12 protein-coding genes and 1 riboswitch are annotated in these 16783 nt (G+C 41.2%); of the genes, 2 read left to right on the top strand and 10 right to left on the bottom strand.

The window, feature by feature from the left end; genetic code table 11:
- Entirely contained in the window at window positions 1-1152 is a 1152-nt protein-coding gene (gene rpoD / locus U2P91_RS14575; RefSeq protein WP_371414197.1) for an RNA polymerase sigma factor RpoD, read from the bottom strand.
- A gap of 1 nt (window position 1153) precedes the next feature.
- Window positions 1154-2932, bottom strand: a complete 1779-nt coding sequence (gene dnaG, locus U2P91_RS14570) for a DNA primase (protein WP_322519887.1) — start codon at window positions 2930-2932, stop codon at window positions 1154-1156.
- 210 nt (window positions 2933-3142) lie between these two features.
- Between dnaG and U2P91_RS14565 the strand changes: the two genes are divergently transcribed.
- On the top strand, window positions 3143-3397 hold the full coding sequence (locus tag U2P91_RS14565) for a hypothetical protein (RefSeq protein WP_111887579.1): 255 nt from the start codon (window positions 3143-3145) through the stop codon (window positions 3395-3397).
- Window positions 3398-3529: 132 nt separating this feature from the next.
- Here U2P91_RS14565 and nifJ read toward each other — a convergent pair whose 3' ends face one another.
- The 7 genes from nifJ to U2P91_RS14530 form a co-directional block, all read right to left on the bottom strand.
- Window positions 3530-7054 (bottom strand): pyruvate:ferredoxin (flavodoxin) oxidoreductase, encoded by a 3525-nt coding sequence (gene nifJ, locus U2P91_RS14560; RefSeq protein ID WP_322519886.1) that lies wholly within the window; start codon window positions 7052-7054, stop codon window positions 3530-3532.
- Between the two features lie 361 nt (window positions 7055-7415).
- Window positions 7416-8840 (bottom strand): alanine/glycine:cation symporter family protein, encoded by a 1425-nt coding sequence (locus U2P91_RS14555; RefSeq protein ID WP_204355486.1) that lies wholly within the window; start codon window positions 8838-8840, stop codon window positions 7416-7418.
- Between the two features lie 156 nt (window positions 8841-8996).
- Window positions 8997-10112: an alanine dehydrogenase gene (gene ald, locus U2P91_RS14550; protein ID WP_322519885.1), complete on the bottom strand. Its 1116-nt coding sequence runs from the start codon at window positions 10110-10112 to the stop codon at window positions 8997-8999.
- Window positions 10113-10164: 52 nt separating this feature from the next.
- Entirely contained in the window at window positions 10165-10626 is a 462-nt protein-coding gene (locus U2P91_RS14545) for an Lrp/AsnC family transcriptional regulator (RefSeq protein WP_322519884.1), read from the bottom strand.
- Between the two features lie 394 nt (window positions 10627-11020).
- Window positions 11021-12502 carry a polyphosphate:AMP phosphotransferase gene (gene pap / locus U2P91_RS14540; protein ID WP_111887583.1) on the bottom strand — a complete coding sequence of 494 codons (1482 nt, stop codon included), beginning with the start codon at window positions 12500-12502 and terminating at the stop codon, window positions 11021-11023.
- A 68-nt stretch (window positions 12503-12570) separates the two neighbouring features.
- The gene (locus tag U2P91_RS14535; RefSeq protein ID WP_111887584.1) at window positions 12571-13764 is read right to left on the bottom strand and encodes an isocitrate/isopropylmalate family dehydrogenase; all 1194 of its coding nucleotides are present in this window, start codon (window positions 13762-13764) and stop codon (window positions 12571-12573) included.
- Between the two features lie 58 nt (window positions 13765-13822).
- Entirely contained in the window at window positions 13823-14329 is a 507-nt protein-coding gene (locus U2P91_RS14530) for a phosphohydrolase (protein WP_111887585.1), read from the bottom strand.
- Between the two features lie 180 nt (window positions 14330-14509).
- Here U2P91_RS14530 and U2P91_RS14525 point away from each other — a divergent pair, with 180 nt between their 5' ends.
- On the top strand, window positions 14510-14968 hold the full coding sequence (locus U2P91_RS14525; RefSeq protein WP_111887586.1) for a LiaF domain-containing protein: 459 nt from the start codon (window positions 14510-14512) through the stop codon (window positions 14966-14968).
- A 69-nt stretch (window positions 14969-15037) separates the two neighbouring features.
- On the opposite strand, the gene U2P91_RS14520 is transcribed toward U2P91_RS14525, so the two are convergent.
- A complete protein-coding gene (locus U2P91_RS14520) occupies window positions 15038-16534 on the bottom strand; it encodes a bifunctional diguanylate cyclase/phosphodiesterase (RefSeq protein ID WP_322519883.1) in 1497 nt (498 codons plus the stop codon).
- A gap of 27 nt (window positions 16535-16561) precedes the next feature.
- Window positions 16562-16637: riboswitch (cyclic di-GMP riboswitch) on the bottom strand.
- Window positions 16638-16783: the final 146 nt, after the last annotated feature.

The following is a 16783-nucleotide window of genomic DNA, read 5'->3' as shown; positions in this document are numbered from 1 at the left end:
TTAGGTTAAATAATCCTTTAATTTTTTGCTACGGCTGGGGTGACGCAGTTTACGTAAGGCTTTGGCTTCAATCTGCCTGATTCGTTCTCTGGTTACATTGAACTCTTTTCCCACTTCTTCCAGTGTCCGGGCCCGGCCATCGTCCAAGCCAAAACGCAACCTAAGCACCTTTTCTTCCCGTTCGGTCAGCGTGTTTAAGACTTCAATTAACTGTTCTTTTAGCAGCGCATAGGAAGCCGCTTCGGCTGGTGCCGGGGCATCTTCGTCGGGAATAAAATCGCCCAAATGGCTATCCTCTTCTTCCCCGATAGGTGTTTCCAGGGAAACCGGATCCTGAGCGATCTTTTGAATTTCGCGTACTTTTTCTTCTGAAAAGCCCATTTCCTTGCCAATTTCTGCCGGGGTTGGTTCCCGGCCATATTCCTGTAGTAATTGGCGGGAAACCCGGATTAGTTTATTAATGGTCTCGACCATATGAACCGGGATCCGGATGGTTCTGGCCTGATCAGCAATGGCCCGGGTGATCGCCTGCCGAATCCACCAGGTTGCATAGGTACTGAATTTAAAACCCTTGGTATAGTCGAATTTTTCAACCGCTTTGATCAAACCCAGATTGCCTTCCTGGATCAGGTCCAAAAACGACATCCCCCGTCCCACATAACGCTTGGCAATACTGACGACCAGACGCAGGTTAGCTTCAGCCAATTCTTTTTTGGCCGAATCATCGCCGGCTTCCATGCGGCGGGCCAGCGTCATTTCCTGATCTCCGGTTAGTAAAGGTACCTTGCCAATTTCTTTTAGATATAGCCGAACCGGATCATTAACGCTGACCGAATCTGCCAATTCAATTTCTTTCTGATTCTCTTCCTCAAGTTCAGCCGCTTCCAGGGCTTCCAGTTCGAGATCGGTAAAAGCGATTTCGATTCCTTCTTTTTGCAGGTACAAATAGATTGAATCGATTTCCTCCGGATCAAGATCAGCTTTATCCAGGATTTCTTCAAAATCGTGATTATTTAAATTCCCTTTCGTTTTCCCGCGTTTTAATAACTGCTGCACTTCCGGCATCAGCTCAATTGCGACTTTTTCAATCTCAATGATGCTGTCATCAGTAACTATGATCACATCGTCGGTTTTTGTTTTGTCTTGTTTCATTTTAGTGCCTCCCGTTTTCTTTCATCATTTTCTTAATCTCTATGAGTTGATTGGTAAGCCCGGCAACTGCATCGTCATTGCCATTGGCTGATTCTCTTTTTATTTGTTCAGAAAGTTTGTCAAGCTGAGCTTCATTATAAAAACGATTCATTATTTCCAAAGCATCTTGATAATCTGACCGGGAGACTTCATCCTCGTTCATCATAAACTCAACTAATTTTTTGACATCCTCTGACGCATCAAAATGTGACATAATCTGATTGACTTCAATTTTTTCCCCTGCTTTCCGCTTTTCAAAAAGAGTTAGCAGTAGGTCCTTATAAAAGGGCTCCGTCAGGTAATCCATGGGAAACTCATTTATTGTTTCCGGTCTTTCCAAGCAATAGCGGATCGCCAATTCCTGAGCTTTTTGATAAGCCTTAGGAATCTTTTGCAGCAATACCGCGTCGCGGGTTATCTCCACCAGTGGCGAAGGATTCTCAGCTCGGGTTTTTGACCGCAGAACCTCACGACGGATTACTTCCTGATTGATTCCCGTTTCACCGGCAACCATTTTGCTGTAATAATCAACTTCCACTGACGTCTCAAGCTGTCTTAATATTTTTATGGCCTCATTACCATAACGCAGTCTGCCATCGGTTTGGGACAGATCATTGTGTCCTTTTAACAATTCCAGTTCGTATTCAACAATTGTTAATGCCTTTGAAACAGCGTCCTTAAATCCCTGTTGACCATATCTCTGGACAAAGGAATCGGGATCTTCATTTGTTGGCAAGCTTAATATTTTAACATTTAAACTGGTATTTTTCAAGATCTTCATCGCTTTTTCTGTTGCCGATTTTCCAGCATTATCGCCATCAAAAGCAATAACCACCTCACCAGCGTAACGCTCCAGAATTTTTCCATGAAACGGGGTAAAGGCCGTACCCAATGCTGCCACAGTATTCTTGATCCCTTTTTCATAAAGGGAAATCACATCCATATAACCTTCAACAATTACGATTCGCCCATCATCCAAGAAATTTTTACAATGATTCAAGTTATAGAGCTCATAGCTTTTAGAAAAGATGGTGGTTTCTGGGGAATTGAGATACTTGGGTCCATTTTGATCGGTTGCCATCAGGCGACCGCCAAACCCAACAATCTGTCCCCGGGGATTAACAATGGGAAACATGACCCGGCTCCGAAACCGATCATAATGGCGCTTGTTTTCCGAAGCCATAACCAGGCCTGAATCCAGCATGTCTGCTGTGGAAAAGCCTTTGGTGTTAAGAAAATCGGTTAATCGGCCCCAGTCTTCACTGGCATAACCTAAACCGAATGCTCTGATGGTTTCTTGGCTAATCCCTCTTTGCAACAGATATTCTCGCGCTAATTTACTTGTTTTAAGCATTTTATAATAGTAATTAGCCGCTTCCCGATGCAATTCGTAGAGGCGCTTCTTTTTCTCATAGGCCTGATGGTCTTCCTGCTGATTGCTTTTTTCCGGTAAAATCATGTTTACCCGGGCAGCCAGAAATTTTAGGGCATCGACAAAGGGGAGTTTTTCCATTTCCATAATAAAAGTAATCACATTGCCACCAGCACCACAACCAAAACAATGGTATAATTGTTTTTCCCGCGAAACCGTGAAAGACGCTGTTTTTTCATTATGAAACGGACATTTGCCTTTAAACGAGTTCCCCACTCGTTTTAAGGTCATGTAACCCGAAGCGACATCGACAATATCATTTGCTTCGATGACCGATTGTATCAATTCTTCGGAGTAGTAAGTTGTCATTTGTTTTTTCCTTTTTTTAAAGTCTTGACCTTTAAGAGTCTATTATCTCTATTCTAAGTAAAATAGAATTCTCCTTGTTTTAATATCCTTTATTTTAAAATTTAAACAAAAATAAAGTTTTGCCGCTCTTTCAATTTTTTATTGGATAAAATTCATTTATCGGGGTATTTAAAAAACTAAGAACACTACTATTTAGAAAGAGGTATATTTATGGAAAAAAAACGTATGATTGAAATCATTCACGAAAAAGTGAAAGTTGCCAAATTTGATGATTATGGAAAAGCCCTTCTCAGCATGGATGATGTCGGCGATGGTGAAATGATTATGGCTGTTCTCGAAGATTTAAAATCAGACACGAACTTTGATTTTGATTTTGATTTAGACAAAATGCTCTTAACCGTTTATAACCCCGATGATGACCTGGAAGGATTCAAGCGAAGACACCCCTCACCTCAACATTGCTAAATTTTTCACGGATACCACCACTCCTAGTGATGGTATCCACCAAAAAAGCGCTATTGGTCAAGACCAATAGCGCTTTTTTAAATGGTTAAACAAAAGAGAAACCCCAAAGGATTTCTCTTTTTATTATTTAATTTACATATCTGCTTTTTGTTTGTAACCCATGTAACGTTCCATTGCTTCTTCTTTTGCCTTATCATAAAGGGTTTCCGAAACTTCTGGGAAGGTCAGTTTTAATGAGGTATAACGAACTTCTGAATCCAGGAATTCCGTAAATTTGTCCATATCGGGTTCCTTGGAATCCAGGATAAATGGATTTTTACCTTCTTCTTTTAAGCTTGGGTTGAATCGGTACAGGTGCCAGTAGCCCGCTTCCACTGCAAATGCTTCGTGGGTTTGGGTACGGCTCATACCGCCTTTAATGCCATGGTTGATACAAGGTGCATAGGCAATAATCAGTGAAGGACCATCATATGCTTCCGCTTCCTGAAGGGCTTTCATAAATTGGTTCTTATCAGCACCCATGGCAACCTGAGCAACATAGACGTAACCATAGGTGGCCGCCATCATGCCAAGATCTTTTTTCTTGATCCGTTCTCCTGCTGATGCAAATTGTGCCACTGCAGCAGTAGGTGTCGATTTAGAAGCCTGACCACCAGTGTTGGAGTAGATTTCTGTATCCAACACGAAAATATTTATGTTTTTGTTAGAGGCTAAGACATGATCCAGTCCACCGTAGCCAATATCGTAGGCCCAGCCGTCACCACCGAAGACCCATTGAGATTTTTTAATCAGGTAAGCCTGATTGTCAAGAATAAACTTGGCTTGGGTCGCTAATGCTTCACCTGGTGTATAAGCGGTTAGAGCTTCTACCAGTTTTGCCGAGGCAATTTTTGAGCTTTCAGCGTCTTTTCGACTGTCAATCCAGGCTTGAGCCGCGCTTTTTACTGCTTCTGGTGCATCGCCAGCGATCATTTCTTTTAGGTAGCTTTCAATGGTGTCAGCCATTTTTTCAGTAGCCAGCATCATTCCAAATCCATACTCGGCATTATCTTCAAATAAAGAGTTTGCCCAGGCGGGTCCTTTTCCTTCAGCATTGACGCAGTAAGGTGTCGATGGTGAGGAAGCACCCCAGATGGATGAACAACCCGTCGCGTTAGCAACCATCATTCGATCGCCAAATAATTGGGTAATGGTTTTAATATATGGTGTTTCGCCACAACCTGCACAGGCACCCGAGAACTCAAGCAACGGTTGACAGAATTGGCTCCCTTTGACGGTGGCCTTATTCATCAGGTTATCTTTAATTTTTACGGTCGTCGAATAGTTCCACATTGGGATTTGGGCCGCCTGGGTATCGATTGGTTCCATTACCAAAGCTTTTGTTTTAGCTGGGCAAACGTCTTGACAGTTGCCACATCCGGTACAATCCAAGGTACTAACCTGGATACGATATTCTAAACCATCAAATTGTTTTCCGTTTGCTTTGATTGTTGTATAACCTTCCGGTGCCGCTGCTTTTTCACCGGCATCCACCAGTACTGGACGAATCGCTGCATGTGGGCAGACAAATGAACATTGGTTACATTGGATACAATTTTCCGGAATCCATTTTGGTACATTTACAGCGATTCCCCGTTTTTCGTAAGCTGATGAACCCGACATAAAGGTTCCATCTTCCCCGCCTACAAAAGCTGAAACAGGGATATCATCGCCTTCTAAGCGGTTTATCGGACGAAGTATTTTCGAAATGAATTCTGGTACATTTTCTTTGGCGATGGCTTCAGCACTGAGAGCTTTCCATGAATCTGGAACATCAATCTTAACCAAGGCGTCAATGCCCTTGTCAACGGCAGCATTATTCATATCAACAATTTTCTGGCCTTTGTTTCCATAAGACTTCAAAATACCGGCTTTAGAGAACTTAACGGCATCTTCAATTGGAATAATGTCAGCCAATTTGAAGAAGGCGGACTGCATAATCATATTGGTTCGACGGCCCAGCCCAATTTCTTCGGCAATTTTTGTGGCATTGATGGTATAGAAATTAATGTCATTATCAGCAATATATTTCTTTAACGAAGCTGGTAATTTTTCATCCAGCTCGTTTGGTTCCCAAACGGTGTTAAGCAGGAAGGTCCCGCCTTTTTTCAAACCTTTTAACAGGTCATACTGGTGAACATAGGCTTGGGTTGAGCAGGAAACAAAATCCGAGTTTACAATTAAGTACGTTGATTTGATTGGTTTTTTACCAAATCTCAAGTGCGAAACGGTAACCCCACCGGATTTTTTACTGTCATAGGAGAAATAACCCTGAGCATACAAATCGGTATGATCGCCAATAATCTTAATCGCTGATTTATTGGCACCAACGGTTCCGTCAGAACCAAGACCCCAGAATTTACATCCTTTTGTTCCTTTCGGAACGGTAAAGATATCTTCGGGTAATTCAAGACTTGTGTGAGTTACATCATCAACAATCCCGATCGTAAATTTGTCTTTGGGTTGATCCAATTTTAAATTATCGTAAACAGCTTTAATCTGCGTTGGAGTGGTATCTTTAGAGCTTAAACCATAGCGGCCGCCAACGACCAGTGGCTGGAATTCTTTGCCGTAGAATACGGTGCAAATATCCTGGTATAAAGGTTCGCCCAATGAGCCGGGTTCTTTTGTACGGTCTAAAACAGCAATCTTTTTAGCTGTTTTTGGTAATACTTTTAATAAATATTCCGGGGCAAAAGGTCTGAATAAACGAACCTTGATCAGTCCGACTTTTTCTCCCTGGGTCAATAAATAATCAATCGTTTCTTCGATGGTATCTGTTACCGAACCCATCGCCACGATAATATTTTCGGCATCCGCTGCGCCATAGTAATCGAATAAATGATACTCGCGGCCGGTTTCAGCTGAAATTTTTTCCATATAGTCAGCCACAATTGCCGGGATATTATCATAGAAGGGATTGCATGCTTCTCTGGCCTGGAAGAAAATATCAGGATTCTGAGCCGTTCCCCGCGTGACCGGATGTTCAGGATTTAGGGCATTGTCGCGGAATGCCTGAATCGCTTCAAAGTCAGCCAGTTTTTTAAACACATCATAATCGATAACTTCGATTTTTTGAATTTCGTGTGACGTTCTGAAACCGTCAAAGAAATGCATAAACGGGATCCGGCTTTTAATGGCAGCCAAGTGAGCAATCGCAGCAAGATCCATTACTTCCTGAACACCGCCGGAAGCCAGTAAAGCAAAACCCGTTTGACGACAAGCCATTACATCGCTATGGTCTCCAAAAATCGAGAGTGCCTGAGCAGCCAAGGTACGGGCAGTAACATGAAAAACACCTGGCAATAATTCACCAGCAATTTTATACATATTCGGAATCATCAGTAAAAGTCCCTGAGAAGCAGTAAAGGTTGTGGTTAAGGCTCCCGCAGCTAATGAACCGTGAACTGCACCAGCAGCACCACCTTCAGATTGCATTTCGGAAACTTTTACTGTTTCTCCAAAGATATTTTTTCGTCCCTGAGACGCCCAAACATCGGCATACTCAGCCATCGGGGATGAAGGTGTAATTGGAAAAATTGCGGCAACCTCGGTAAACGCGTAAGCAACATGTGCGGCAGCAGTGTTTCCATCCATTGTCATCATTTTTTTTGGCATGATTTTCCTCCTTGAAATTAAAAACTAAATGTTTTTTTGTAGATTTAAATAGCAAAATTTTATCTATGAAATTATATCATATTAATTTTTGGGTGTATACACTTTAGCATGGGTAATTTTTTGTTACGATTTATTGGTAAATTTTCACTGATTTATCAGAAAACGATTAATGTTAACCTTTTGATGGTTTAAATTTCTTTAATTAAGATATGGTCGTATGTTTGAAAACTTATATCCTTTCAAATTACTTTTTCACAATAATTTACTGCGGATGAACTGTTAAAATAATCATTAACAGTTCATCAACAGTAATTTTTGTGAATTGATAACTTTTTTTACTCAATTAATTGAATCGAAATCACTATTTCTTTTTAGCTTCTTTAAGCGCCAGTTTCTCTGGTACTAAGAAATCTGACTGGAATTCAGAACACTCTTTGGCAACAACACTGCTTAAAACCAGCAAACTGATTAGGTTTGGTATGGCCATTAAGCCATTCATGGCATCTGATAAATTCCAGACAACTTCAAGAGCTGTGGTAGCGCCAACAAAGACAACAAGACAGTAAAGAATCCGATAAACTGTGACGGCAATTGGTGCTTTAATTAAATACTCCAATGACTTTTCACCGTAATACTCCCAACCCAGAATGGTTGAAAATGCAAAGAGGGCAATTCCTACCGTTACAATATAGCCACCAACAGGACCCAGAGCGGACTGGAAAGCGGCAATGGTAAGATTTGCTCCCATTAAAAGTTCACCAGTCGCGTCCATTGTACCCAGGGCGCCAGAAGAGGCAATAACTAGACCTGTAATTGTACAGACACAGATGGTATCAAAAAAAGTTCCTGTCATATTGATATAACCTTGTCGTGAAGGATGATCCGTTTTTGCTGCGGCAGCGGCAATTGGTGCTGAACCAAGACCTGCTTCATTTGAGAACACGCCCCGGGCGACACCCCAACGCATCGATGTCAACATGGTTGCAACAATCGTTCCGCCCACGCCGCCAGCCATTGCTGTCGGTGAAAAGGCCATCGTAAAGATTTCCACAATACCTGCTGGTACGTTTTGAATATTGATGATGATAACAACAAGTGCTGCTAAAACGTAAAACACTGCCATAAATGGAACAATGACCCCTGTCACCTTACCAATGCTCTTGATGCCACCGAGAATAACTAAAAATGACAACACCGTTAGTATCAGGCCCGATATCCAGGTGGGTACGCCAAAAGTACCAAATACTGCCCCTGAAATTGAGTTAGCCTGGGTCATGTTGCCAATCCCGAACGATGCCACGGTGGCAAATAGTGCAAACAAAAATGCGAGCGCTAAACCGATTTTTTTGTTTTTAAAGCCATTTTTCATCGCATACATGGGACCACCGGCCATTTCGCCTTTGGCATTGGTTTCCCGGTATTTTACCGCCAGTACACTTTCAGCATATTTGGTCGAAAGTCCAAACAATGCTGAAATCCACATCCACACCAGGGCACCCGGTCCTCCCAGGACCATCGCCGTTGCGACGCCAACGATATTCCCGGTGCCAATAGTGGCCGCCAGGGCTGTCATCAGGGATTGGAAGGGTGAAATGTCACCGCTTGAATCGTCTTTTTTGGATTTATCCGTTTTGGTAAAGACTGATTTAATGGCAAAGCCCAGGTTGAGCCATGGTGCAAACTTTAAGCGCACGGTTAAAAAGATCCCGGTCCCCATTAGTAGTGCCAGCATAATGGGTCCCCAAACAAAGTTATTTACAGCTGAAATGATATCCGAAAAATTCATATTGCCCCCTTTAAATTTAAAAGTTCAGTGTTATCGATTACACTTTTGTGCAGAATTTTTTTAAAGGCAGGGCTCCACTGTTAATTAAAACAGTGTCGCCCTGCAGTCAGTTTTTAAGATCCATCTTTTTAAAATCTCTCGATGCTACATTTAAACCTATAGCAATTCGTCTGCGGGCACATATTCTTTGTTTAAGCCTTCAGCAACACCTTTGCAGGTAACATGACCTTTGTAAGTGTTTAAACCTAAAAGTAAAGCAGGATCTTCTTTCATTGCCGCTTCAGGTCCCTTGTTAACAATCGCCAGTAAATATGGCAGGGTCGATCCCGTCAGTGCATAGGTGGATGTTTTGGGAACAGCACCAGGCATGTTGGCTACTGAATAATGGATAACGCCATGTTTTTCAAAGCAGGGATCATCGTGAGTTGTGCTGTGATCAATGGTTTCAACCGATCCGCCCTGGTCAATGGCGACATCAACAATAACAGATCCCTTTTTCATGTTTTTAACCATCTCTTCAGTGACCAGTTTTGGCGCTTTTTCGCCAGCAACTAAGACGCCACTGATAAGCAGATCAGATTTTTTGGTCAGTTCGGCCATGTTGTAGGGATTACTGACTAATGTGGAAACGCGACCATTAAAGACGTCATCCACATAGGTTAATCTTGGTTTGCTGATATCAATAACGGTAACATGCGCGCCCAGACCAACTGCCATTTTTGCAGCGTTCATACCGACAGTACCCGCACCAATTATCATGACCTCTGCTGGTAATACACCGGTAACACCGCCAAGTAACATCCCAACACCACCGTGATAACGCTGCAGCATAGTAGCACCAACCTGGACAGACATTCTTCCCGCAACTTCACTCATTGGGATCAATAGTGGTAGTGATCGGTCTGGCAATTGTACGGTTTCATAAGCAATCCCGGTAATTTTTTTCTTAACTAATATATCGGTTAAAGGCAGGTTTGGTGCAAGGTGTAGATAAGTAAATAAGGTTTGGCCTTCTTTCATCAGTTCATATTCAGACTCAATCGGTTCTTTTACTTTTACAATAATATCAGCTTGTTCAAATACTTCTTTCGCCTGATTTAAAATAACGGCCCCTTCTGCTACATATTCCTGATCTTCAATTCCACTTTCAAGGCCAGCCTTTGTTTCGACAAGTACCTTATGGCCACTCGCTACTAGGGCATGCACACCTGCTGGTGTTACGGATACACGTGACTCATTGTTCTTAATTTCTTTTGGAATACCTACAATCATGATAAAACCTCCTGTTTTATAATATAAATTTGTAAACTTAATTAAAAAAATCTTACATATTCGTGTCTTCGTAGGGAAGAATGGAGTATGTATTTTTTACGGTTGACAGGGTTACAATCGTTTTTGTCTTTTGTACCCCGGTAACTGTTTTAATGCGATTCAACACTGCTTCAAGACTTTTAGTATCTTTAGTAATAATTTTAATTAAATAATCATAATCTCCGGCCAGATAATCACATTCAATGATCTCATTCTCATTCTCCACCAATTCAACAAAGCCTTCAATATAATTTGGGTGTTTAAGGGATATAAACATGTAGGCGACCAGATTTTTATTCATCTTTTGAGTCGACAGGATAATGGTGTACTTCTGAATGATTCCGGAAGAATCTAATTTTTTTATTCGTTCGCTGATTGCAGGAACCGATAAACTGACTTCACTGGCAATTTCGGAAGCTGTAACTCGTGCATTCTTCTGCAACAACTTAAGGATTTCAATATCAATTGAATCCATGTAATCTCCTTTCTATTAAAACTATTGAAATCATTATACCTGACTTTTCAAGCAAATTAAACGTTTTCAGTGAATAATGATAGATCTTTTTGTTATACTAATAAATCACTTTAAATATTTAATTACTATTGGTGCCTATTCGCTCCCGCACTTTATTTATTTATGCAATCCGATTTTTCCATTGAAAAACTGAGGTAAAATCAAAATAAACTTAAAAACATACGGCTCTCATTGTTAGTCTTTAACACCTGTGTGTTCAATCGGTTGCAACAATAACGATCTCAATTATTTCTATAATTTACTTCACGCCTGACCATCAAGTGCGACAAACAGGCGTGATTGTTTAAGGCGCAACCTTTTTATCGATTATTATAATCGATAAAAAGTGACTTACCTAATTGTCTAAGCGTTTTTCGATCGCAGCGATGGTTTGCTTTAAAACCTTGATCCGGGCATAATATTTACTTTGAGCTTCCACGATAACCCAGGGTGCATCGACCGTTGATGTCTTTAGTAGCATGTCATCCACTGCTATTTTATAAAGCTCCCACTTTTCCCGATTCCGCCAATCTTCTTCAGTGATTTTCCATTCCTTATCAGGATTTCCTTCCCGATCGGTGAAGCGTCTCAACTGTTCATCCTGATCAATTTGCAACCAGAACTTAATGACGATGGCACCCCAGTCGGAGAGTTGTTTTTCAAATTCGTTAATTTCCCGATAACTCCGATCAAATTCTTCCTGGGTGCAAAAACCTTCAATCGGCTCCACCATCACCCGACCATACCAGGTTCGATCCCATACGCCGATATGACCATTTTTAGGGATGTCCCGCCAGAAGCGCCAGAGGTAATGGTGCTTTTTTTCAATATCGCTGGGACTGGCTGTTGGATAGACCGTATAACCTCTGGGGTCCAGGTTTCTAGTTAGCCGTTTGATACAGCCACCCTTGCCGGCGGCATCCCAGCCTTCAAACCCGATAATCATGGGAATCCGTTCCCGGTACAACTGAAATTGCAATAGCCGGATTTGTTTCTGATATTCTTTTATCTGACTCTGATACGCTTCTTCACTGATAACCTGGTCAAGTACAATCCCGTCAAGTATTTTCGATTGAAAAGGCTTATCTCCAACCTCAATCAGTGGCGTAAGTTTTATTTTTGGCGTCATTTTTACGTCATTAATCGCTTTTTCCAGACGTCTTTCCAATATACTCAGAACTTTAATCAGAGCGTAGTCTTTTTGTTCACCTTCGATAATCGCCCAAGGAGCACAATCGTTATCGGTCAGTTCCAGTCCCCGATTCACCTTCTTATATAGTTTATCATAATGCTTATTTTCTTTTTTATCCCGGGGCGTAACCCGCCAGGCCGTGACATCATTATCGAGCAATTTGTCAAACCGTTTTTTTTGTTCTTTTTTACTGATATGAATAAAAAACTTAAAAATAATCATCCCATCCTCAGATAGGGTTTGTTCGAATTCATTGGCCTGTTTCATCAGCCTTTGCATCGAAATGGTATCTGTCGATTTACGATAAAACAAATCGCTATAATAGCTGCGATTAAAAATTGTGATTTGCCCCTCCTCCGGTGTTTTGGTCCAATAGCGCCATAAGAACGGGCGAAATAACTCCTCCTCATTTTCCTGCTTCTTAAAGTTATAAACCCGAAACGATCGCGGATCCATAGGCATCAGCAGTTCATTAATGAGTGTCCCCTTGCCGCCCGCATCCCAGCCCTCAAAAAGAACTAAAACCGGTATCCCCATATCATGGAGAGTCCGCTGTAACTCGCCTAACCGGGTCGTCAGTCGTTCTTTTTCCTGACGATAGGTTTCTTTGTCGATTGTAACCCCTAAATCAATTTTCTCCAGCATGATAGCCTCCTACTATATTTTAATTGATGCCGCAAAAAAAGGACGTCATAAAAGACGCCCCTCATTAATTAGATGAAATTTTTATAAATCACGTCCAACTTCGGGTTGGACAATGTTTCCATTACGTAATTGGCATATTCTGAACCGGTAGCACCTGTCTCACGGCCAGTCAGCACCAGTTTCTTTTCGTATAAACCGCAGATATCCAAAGCTTTTTGAAGCTGTTCTGCTTTTTGGCTATAACCAATATGCACGAGCAGCATTCCGGCGGCACGTATAATGCTACAGGGATCGGCGTATTGTCCACGACCCTCTTCGACCATTCTTGGGGCTGACCCATGGATGGCCTCAAACATCGCATATTGCTTGCCGATGTTAGCTGAACCAGCGGTACCGACACCGCCCTGGAACTCAGCCGCCTCATCAGTTAAGATATCACCATAGAGATTGGGTAGTACCATTACCTTAAATTGACTCCGACGCTTTTCATCTACTAATTTGGCAGTCATGATGTCAATATACCAGTCATCCATTTCCACGGTGGGATAATTCTTGGCAATCGCTTTGGCTGTATCTAAAAATTTACCATCCGTTGTTTTAATGACATTGGCTTTGGTAACGACTGTTACCTTATTTTTTCCGGATTTTTGGGCAAAATCAAAGGCCGCCTTAATGATTCGCTCTGAGCCGTCCTGGGTGGTGACGGTAAAATCAATGGCTAAATCATTGTTAACATGGATCCCTTTGCTACCAACTGCATAAGCACCTTCAGTATTTTCCCGATAAAAAGTCCAGTCGATATTCTTTTCCGGAACAGAAACCGGGCGCACATTGGCAAATAAGTCCAACTCGCGGCGCATGGCCACATTGGCACTTTCGATATTTGGCCAGGGATCTCCTTCTCGCGGTGTCGTTGTGGGTCCTTTTAAGATGACATCGCAGGTTTTAAGTTCTGCTAAAACCTCATCCGGAATCGCTTTTCCACAAGCCGCGCGATTTTCAATGGTTAAGCCGTCGATGGTTTTAAAGACAATTCTTCCGGTTTTAACATCATCCGCCAGTAGAAATTCTAAAACCCGTTGGGCTTCTGATGTGATAAATGGACCAATCCCATCGCCACCAACAATACCAATAATAATTCTATCTTTTGCTGTGAAATCGGTAAAATCCTTTTGAATCTTCATTTTTTCAATCCGTGTCAATTGTTCTTTGATCACCTCTCCAAAATGGGCCTTTGCTCGTTCAATCTGTTCTTCGATCATAGTTCCTCCGTCAAATTTATTGATTTGTGTCATAGAAATGCTTAAGGCAAGCTGCCGATTAAGCTCTGGACATCATACTTTTAAGCCGTTTGATGGGCTGGGTATTTTTAAAAACCAGTTCATTGGTGGCCACAAATTTATCCACCGCGGTAACAACCCAGCTGCCCAGGTTTGTCGGGGGAATAAGTGTCAGGGGAAACATATGTTTCACGATCATATCTGCCTGGCGCTGATCGATATCAAAATATTTTTCGGCATTTTCAAGTGCTACTTTAGGATGGGAGAAGCCATGCATTTCCTTAATCCGACTGAGCCCTTTGCCTGTTTTAACCTTACCCTGCCATGCTTCCAGAAAAAAATCATGGAGTGTTGCCCCTCTCGCAACGGATGCGTAATCCATCCTTAAAAATCTGGCTACGCGATAGGAATAATACCCCACTGCAACAGCGTGTTCATATAAACCATTGCCATGATGATCAATTTCCCTTAATTTTTGGAATTCACTGTGTGTTAATATATCGCCAACAATGGTTTCAAACTCATCATAATACTTTTTTGTTTCCATTGAGACCTTTCTTTTACTGTTATTTATTCAGAAAAACTGAATAGAAGCTTTAAATATTATAGCATAGTATCTTTATTTTAAGTTAAAATTATCGGTGAAGTTCTTAAAAAAAACAAAAAAAGGTACGGTTATTATTGAAATCATGATAAACTAAATAAAAAAGAACAGGAAGGAAAGACCATGAAAATTAAAAAGCTACTCATCGGAACAGGTGTTGTTTTTGCAACTGGGATCGCCCTTTATCATGCTTGCGTGATCAAAAAAGGCAAGGAATTTGAAGCGAGCCTTGACAACAGTGCTGACTCCTTGGATGAAACCGTTCTGTACGGCGGAAAAATGAAAGATTATCGGGATCAGACCATGCAGGATACAAAAATCGGAGCTTTCTTTGGCGGCATGCAGCTTGACTTTTCAGATGTCGTTACTAAAAAAGACCATTATCGCATGGATATCAGTATCATCAGCGGCGGTCTGAACATCATCGTTCCCGATAATTTTAAATTAAAAATTGTTGATACCTGTAAATTTGGCGGCATTGCCGACAATACGGTTTGTGTGGACCCCGATCATTCGGTAGCTCTTTCCGTTTTTGCCGATATCACCTGTGGTGGTCTTAATTTCGAAAATGCATCCGAGTAAGAACATTTTTTTGTCAAACACTTTCTTAACATCAATAAAACGCCAACACCTCAAAAAACTGAAATCAGCCTAAGCCGATTTCAGTTTTTTATTGACAAAATCTTCAAATTCAATGACATTCATGGGTTTGGCATAAAAGAAACCCTGAGCAATATCGCAACCTTTTTCTTTTAAGAAATCGACCTGTTCCTGAGTCTCAACCCCTTCGGCAACCGTGATCAGATCTAAATCCTTAGCCATGTTCAACATACTGGTAATAATCTTTTTTCCCCGCGCATTATCTTCGGTAAAAAAAGCTTTATCGAGCTTTAAAATATCTGCCGGCAGATTTTTAAGGGTATTGAGCGATGAATAGGCTCGTCCAAAGTCATCAATCGAAATATGAAACCCGGAAGCCTTTAAATGGTTCATAATCGCAACCATCTGATTTTCATTGTCAAAAACAGTTCCTTCCGTTAATTCAATTTCAATCATCTTCGGATCGATGTGATAGCGATTGGCAATGGCCAGCAATTCCTCCGGCAATAACGTATTTTCCAGGTGGAGCCGGGAAAAATTAACCGAAATAATCATATTTGTCAGTTGATCCATTTCCTTTTTCCATTTTTGTAGCAGTTTACACACTTCTTCAAACATATAGGTATCGATTTTTTTCACAAACCCATTTTTCTCGAACAGGGGAATAAAATCATTGGGCGGCAAGATGCCCCGTTTAGGATCATTCCACCGTACCAACGCCTCTGCGCCGATTATGTGCTCATCTGAAAACAAATACTTAGGCTGAAGATATACTTCAAACTCACGATTACGCAAGGCCATTTCCATTCTATTTTCAATCGCGTTCTCAATCATCATGCTGTGACGCATCCCGTCATCATAAAAGGCGTAACTCACCTGGGAGTTATCCTTTATCGAACGTTTGGCCATATTGGCCCGATCGCTAAGGGTATGGATATCCCTGTCTTCCTCAATGAGATAAATGCCCATCGAAATACCAATGATAAACTTGGGAGAATAGCCACTAATCTCGTGAATCAGTTTTTCGACCCGCTGAGAAAACTGCCCGTAACCTTTATATTTCATTAAAACACTAAAATTGTCGGTTGCGATTCTCGAAAACAACTCATTTGTTTCAAGGTGTTCTTCTAAAATCCGGGCAATTGCCGTCAGAACCTCATTACCTGTCTGATCGCCGTATAAATCATTGATCGCCTTGAACTTATCGACATCAAAAATGATCATGGCATAGGGTTGGGTCTGGTCTCTTTTAACCAGCGTTTCGACGTCGCGTTTAAACTTGATCCAATTGGGACAGCCCGTCAAAAAGTCAACATCCTGCATCCGCTTTAATTTTAAGATTTCTTTCTTTAGCTTAAAAACAAAATAATTACTGGTCAGGCTGATAAAAAAAATGCCTATAAACGAAAAACTATAAAACAGAATACCAAAAATCGCCTGATCAGAAAGCTGAAAAAAAGAAACTGAGTGAACTATAAAAACCATCATGACCAAAAAAAACAACGCAAAGCTGAGGATTAATAACTTTTTTTCGTTATAAGTCTTCACCGCTACCTCCTAAATTGTCAAATCTAATTGAGTAACTGGCTAACTTATAAAAGTCCCTTTAGCTTTGCGTCACTATTTCACAACAGTTTTGCCCTTTAATTCCGTATTTTTTCTATTCCAACTGCAAATTTCATAAATTATGCTTCTTAATCTGCAGAGGTTATAGATATTTTGTATTAGATTTTTCGATATTGTATCATAATTGTAACGTTATGTCTTGCGTTCCTTGTTAAACTTTTTTTACTTTAT

Source organism: Acetobacterium sp. K1/6, from assembly GCF_034438075.1.
Lineage (GTDB): Bacteria > Bacillota > Clostridia > Eubacteriales > Eubacteriaceae > Acetobacterium > Acetobacterium carbinolicum.
Note: the sequence above shows the minus strand (reverse complement) of the source record. Positions and strands in the feature narration are given on the sequence as shown.

Excerpts from the sequence above, each read along its gene's own strand:
- rpoD (WP_371414197.1), bottom strand. The coding sequence starts at position 1,152 with ATGAAACAAGACAAAACAAAAACCGACGATGTGATCATAGTTACTGAT.
- dnaG (WP_322519887.1), bottom strand. The coding sequence starts at position 2,932 with ATGACAACTTACTACTCCGAAGAATTGATACAATCGGTCATCGAAGCA.
- U2P91_RS14565 (WP_111887579.1), top strand. The coding sequence starts at position 3,143 with ATGGAAAAAAAACGTATGATTGAAATCATTCACGAAAAAGTGAAAGTT.
- nifJ (WP_322519886.1), bottom strand. The coding sequence starts at position 7,054 with ATGCCAAAAAAAATGATGACAATGGATGGAAACACTGCTGCCGCACAT.
- U2P91_RS14555 (WP_204355486.1), bottom strand. The coding sequence starts at position 8,840 with ATGAATTTTTCGGATATCATTTCAGCTGTAAATAACTTTGTTTGGGGA.
- ald (WP_322519885.1), bottom strand. The coding sequence starts at position 10,112 with ATGATTGTAGGTATTCCAAAAGAAATTAAGAACAATGAGTCACGTGTA.
- U2P91_RS14545 (WP_322519884.1), bottom strand. The coding sequence starts at position 10,626 with ATGGATTCAATTGATATTGAAATCCTTAAGTTGTTGCAGAAGAATGCA.
- pap (WP_111887583.1), bottom strand. The coding sequence starts at position 12,502 with ATGCTGGAGAAAATTGATTTAGGGGTTACAATCGACAAAGAAACCTAT.
- U2P91_RS14535 (WP_111887584.1), bottom strand. The coding sequence starts at position 13,764 with ATGATCGAAGAACAGATTGAACGAGCAAAGGCCCATTTTGGAGAGGTG.
- U2P91_RS14530 (WP_111887585.1), bottom strand. The coding sequence starts at position 14,329 with ATGGAAACAAAAAAGTATTATGATGAGTTTGAAACCATTGTTGGCGAT.
- U2P91_RS14525 (WP_111887586.1), top strand. The coding sequence starts at position 14,510 with ATGAAAATTAAAAAGCTACTCATCGGAACAGGTGTTGTTTTTGCAACT.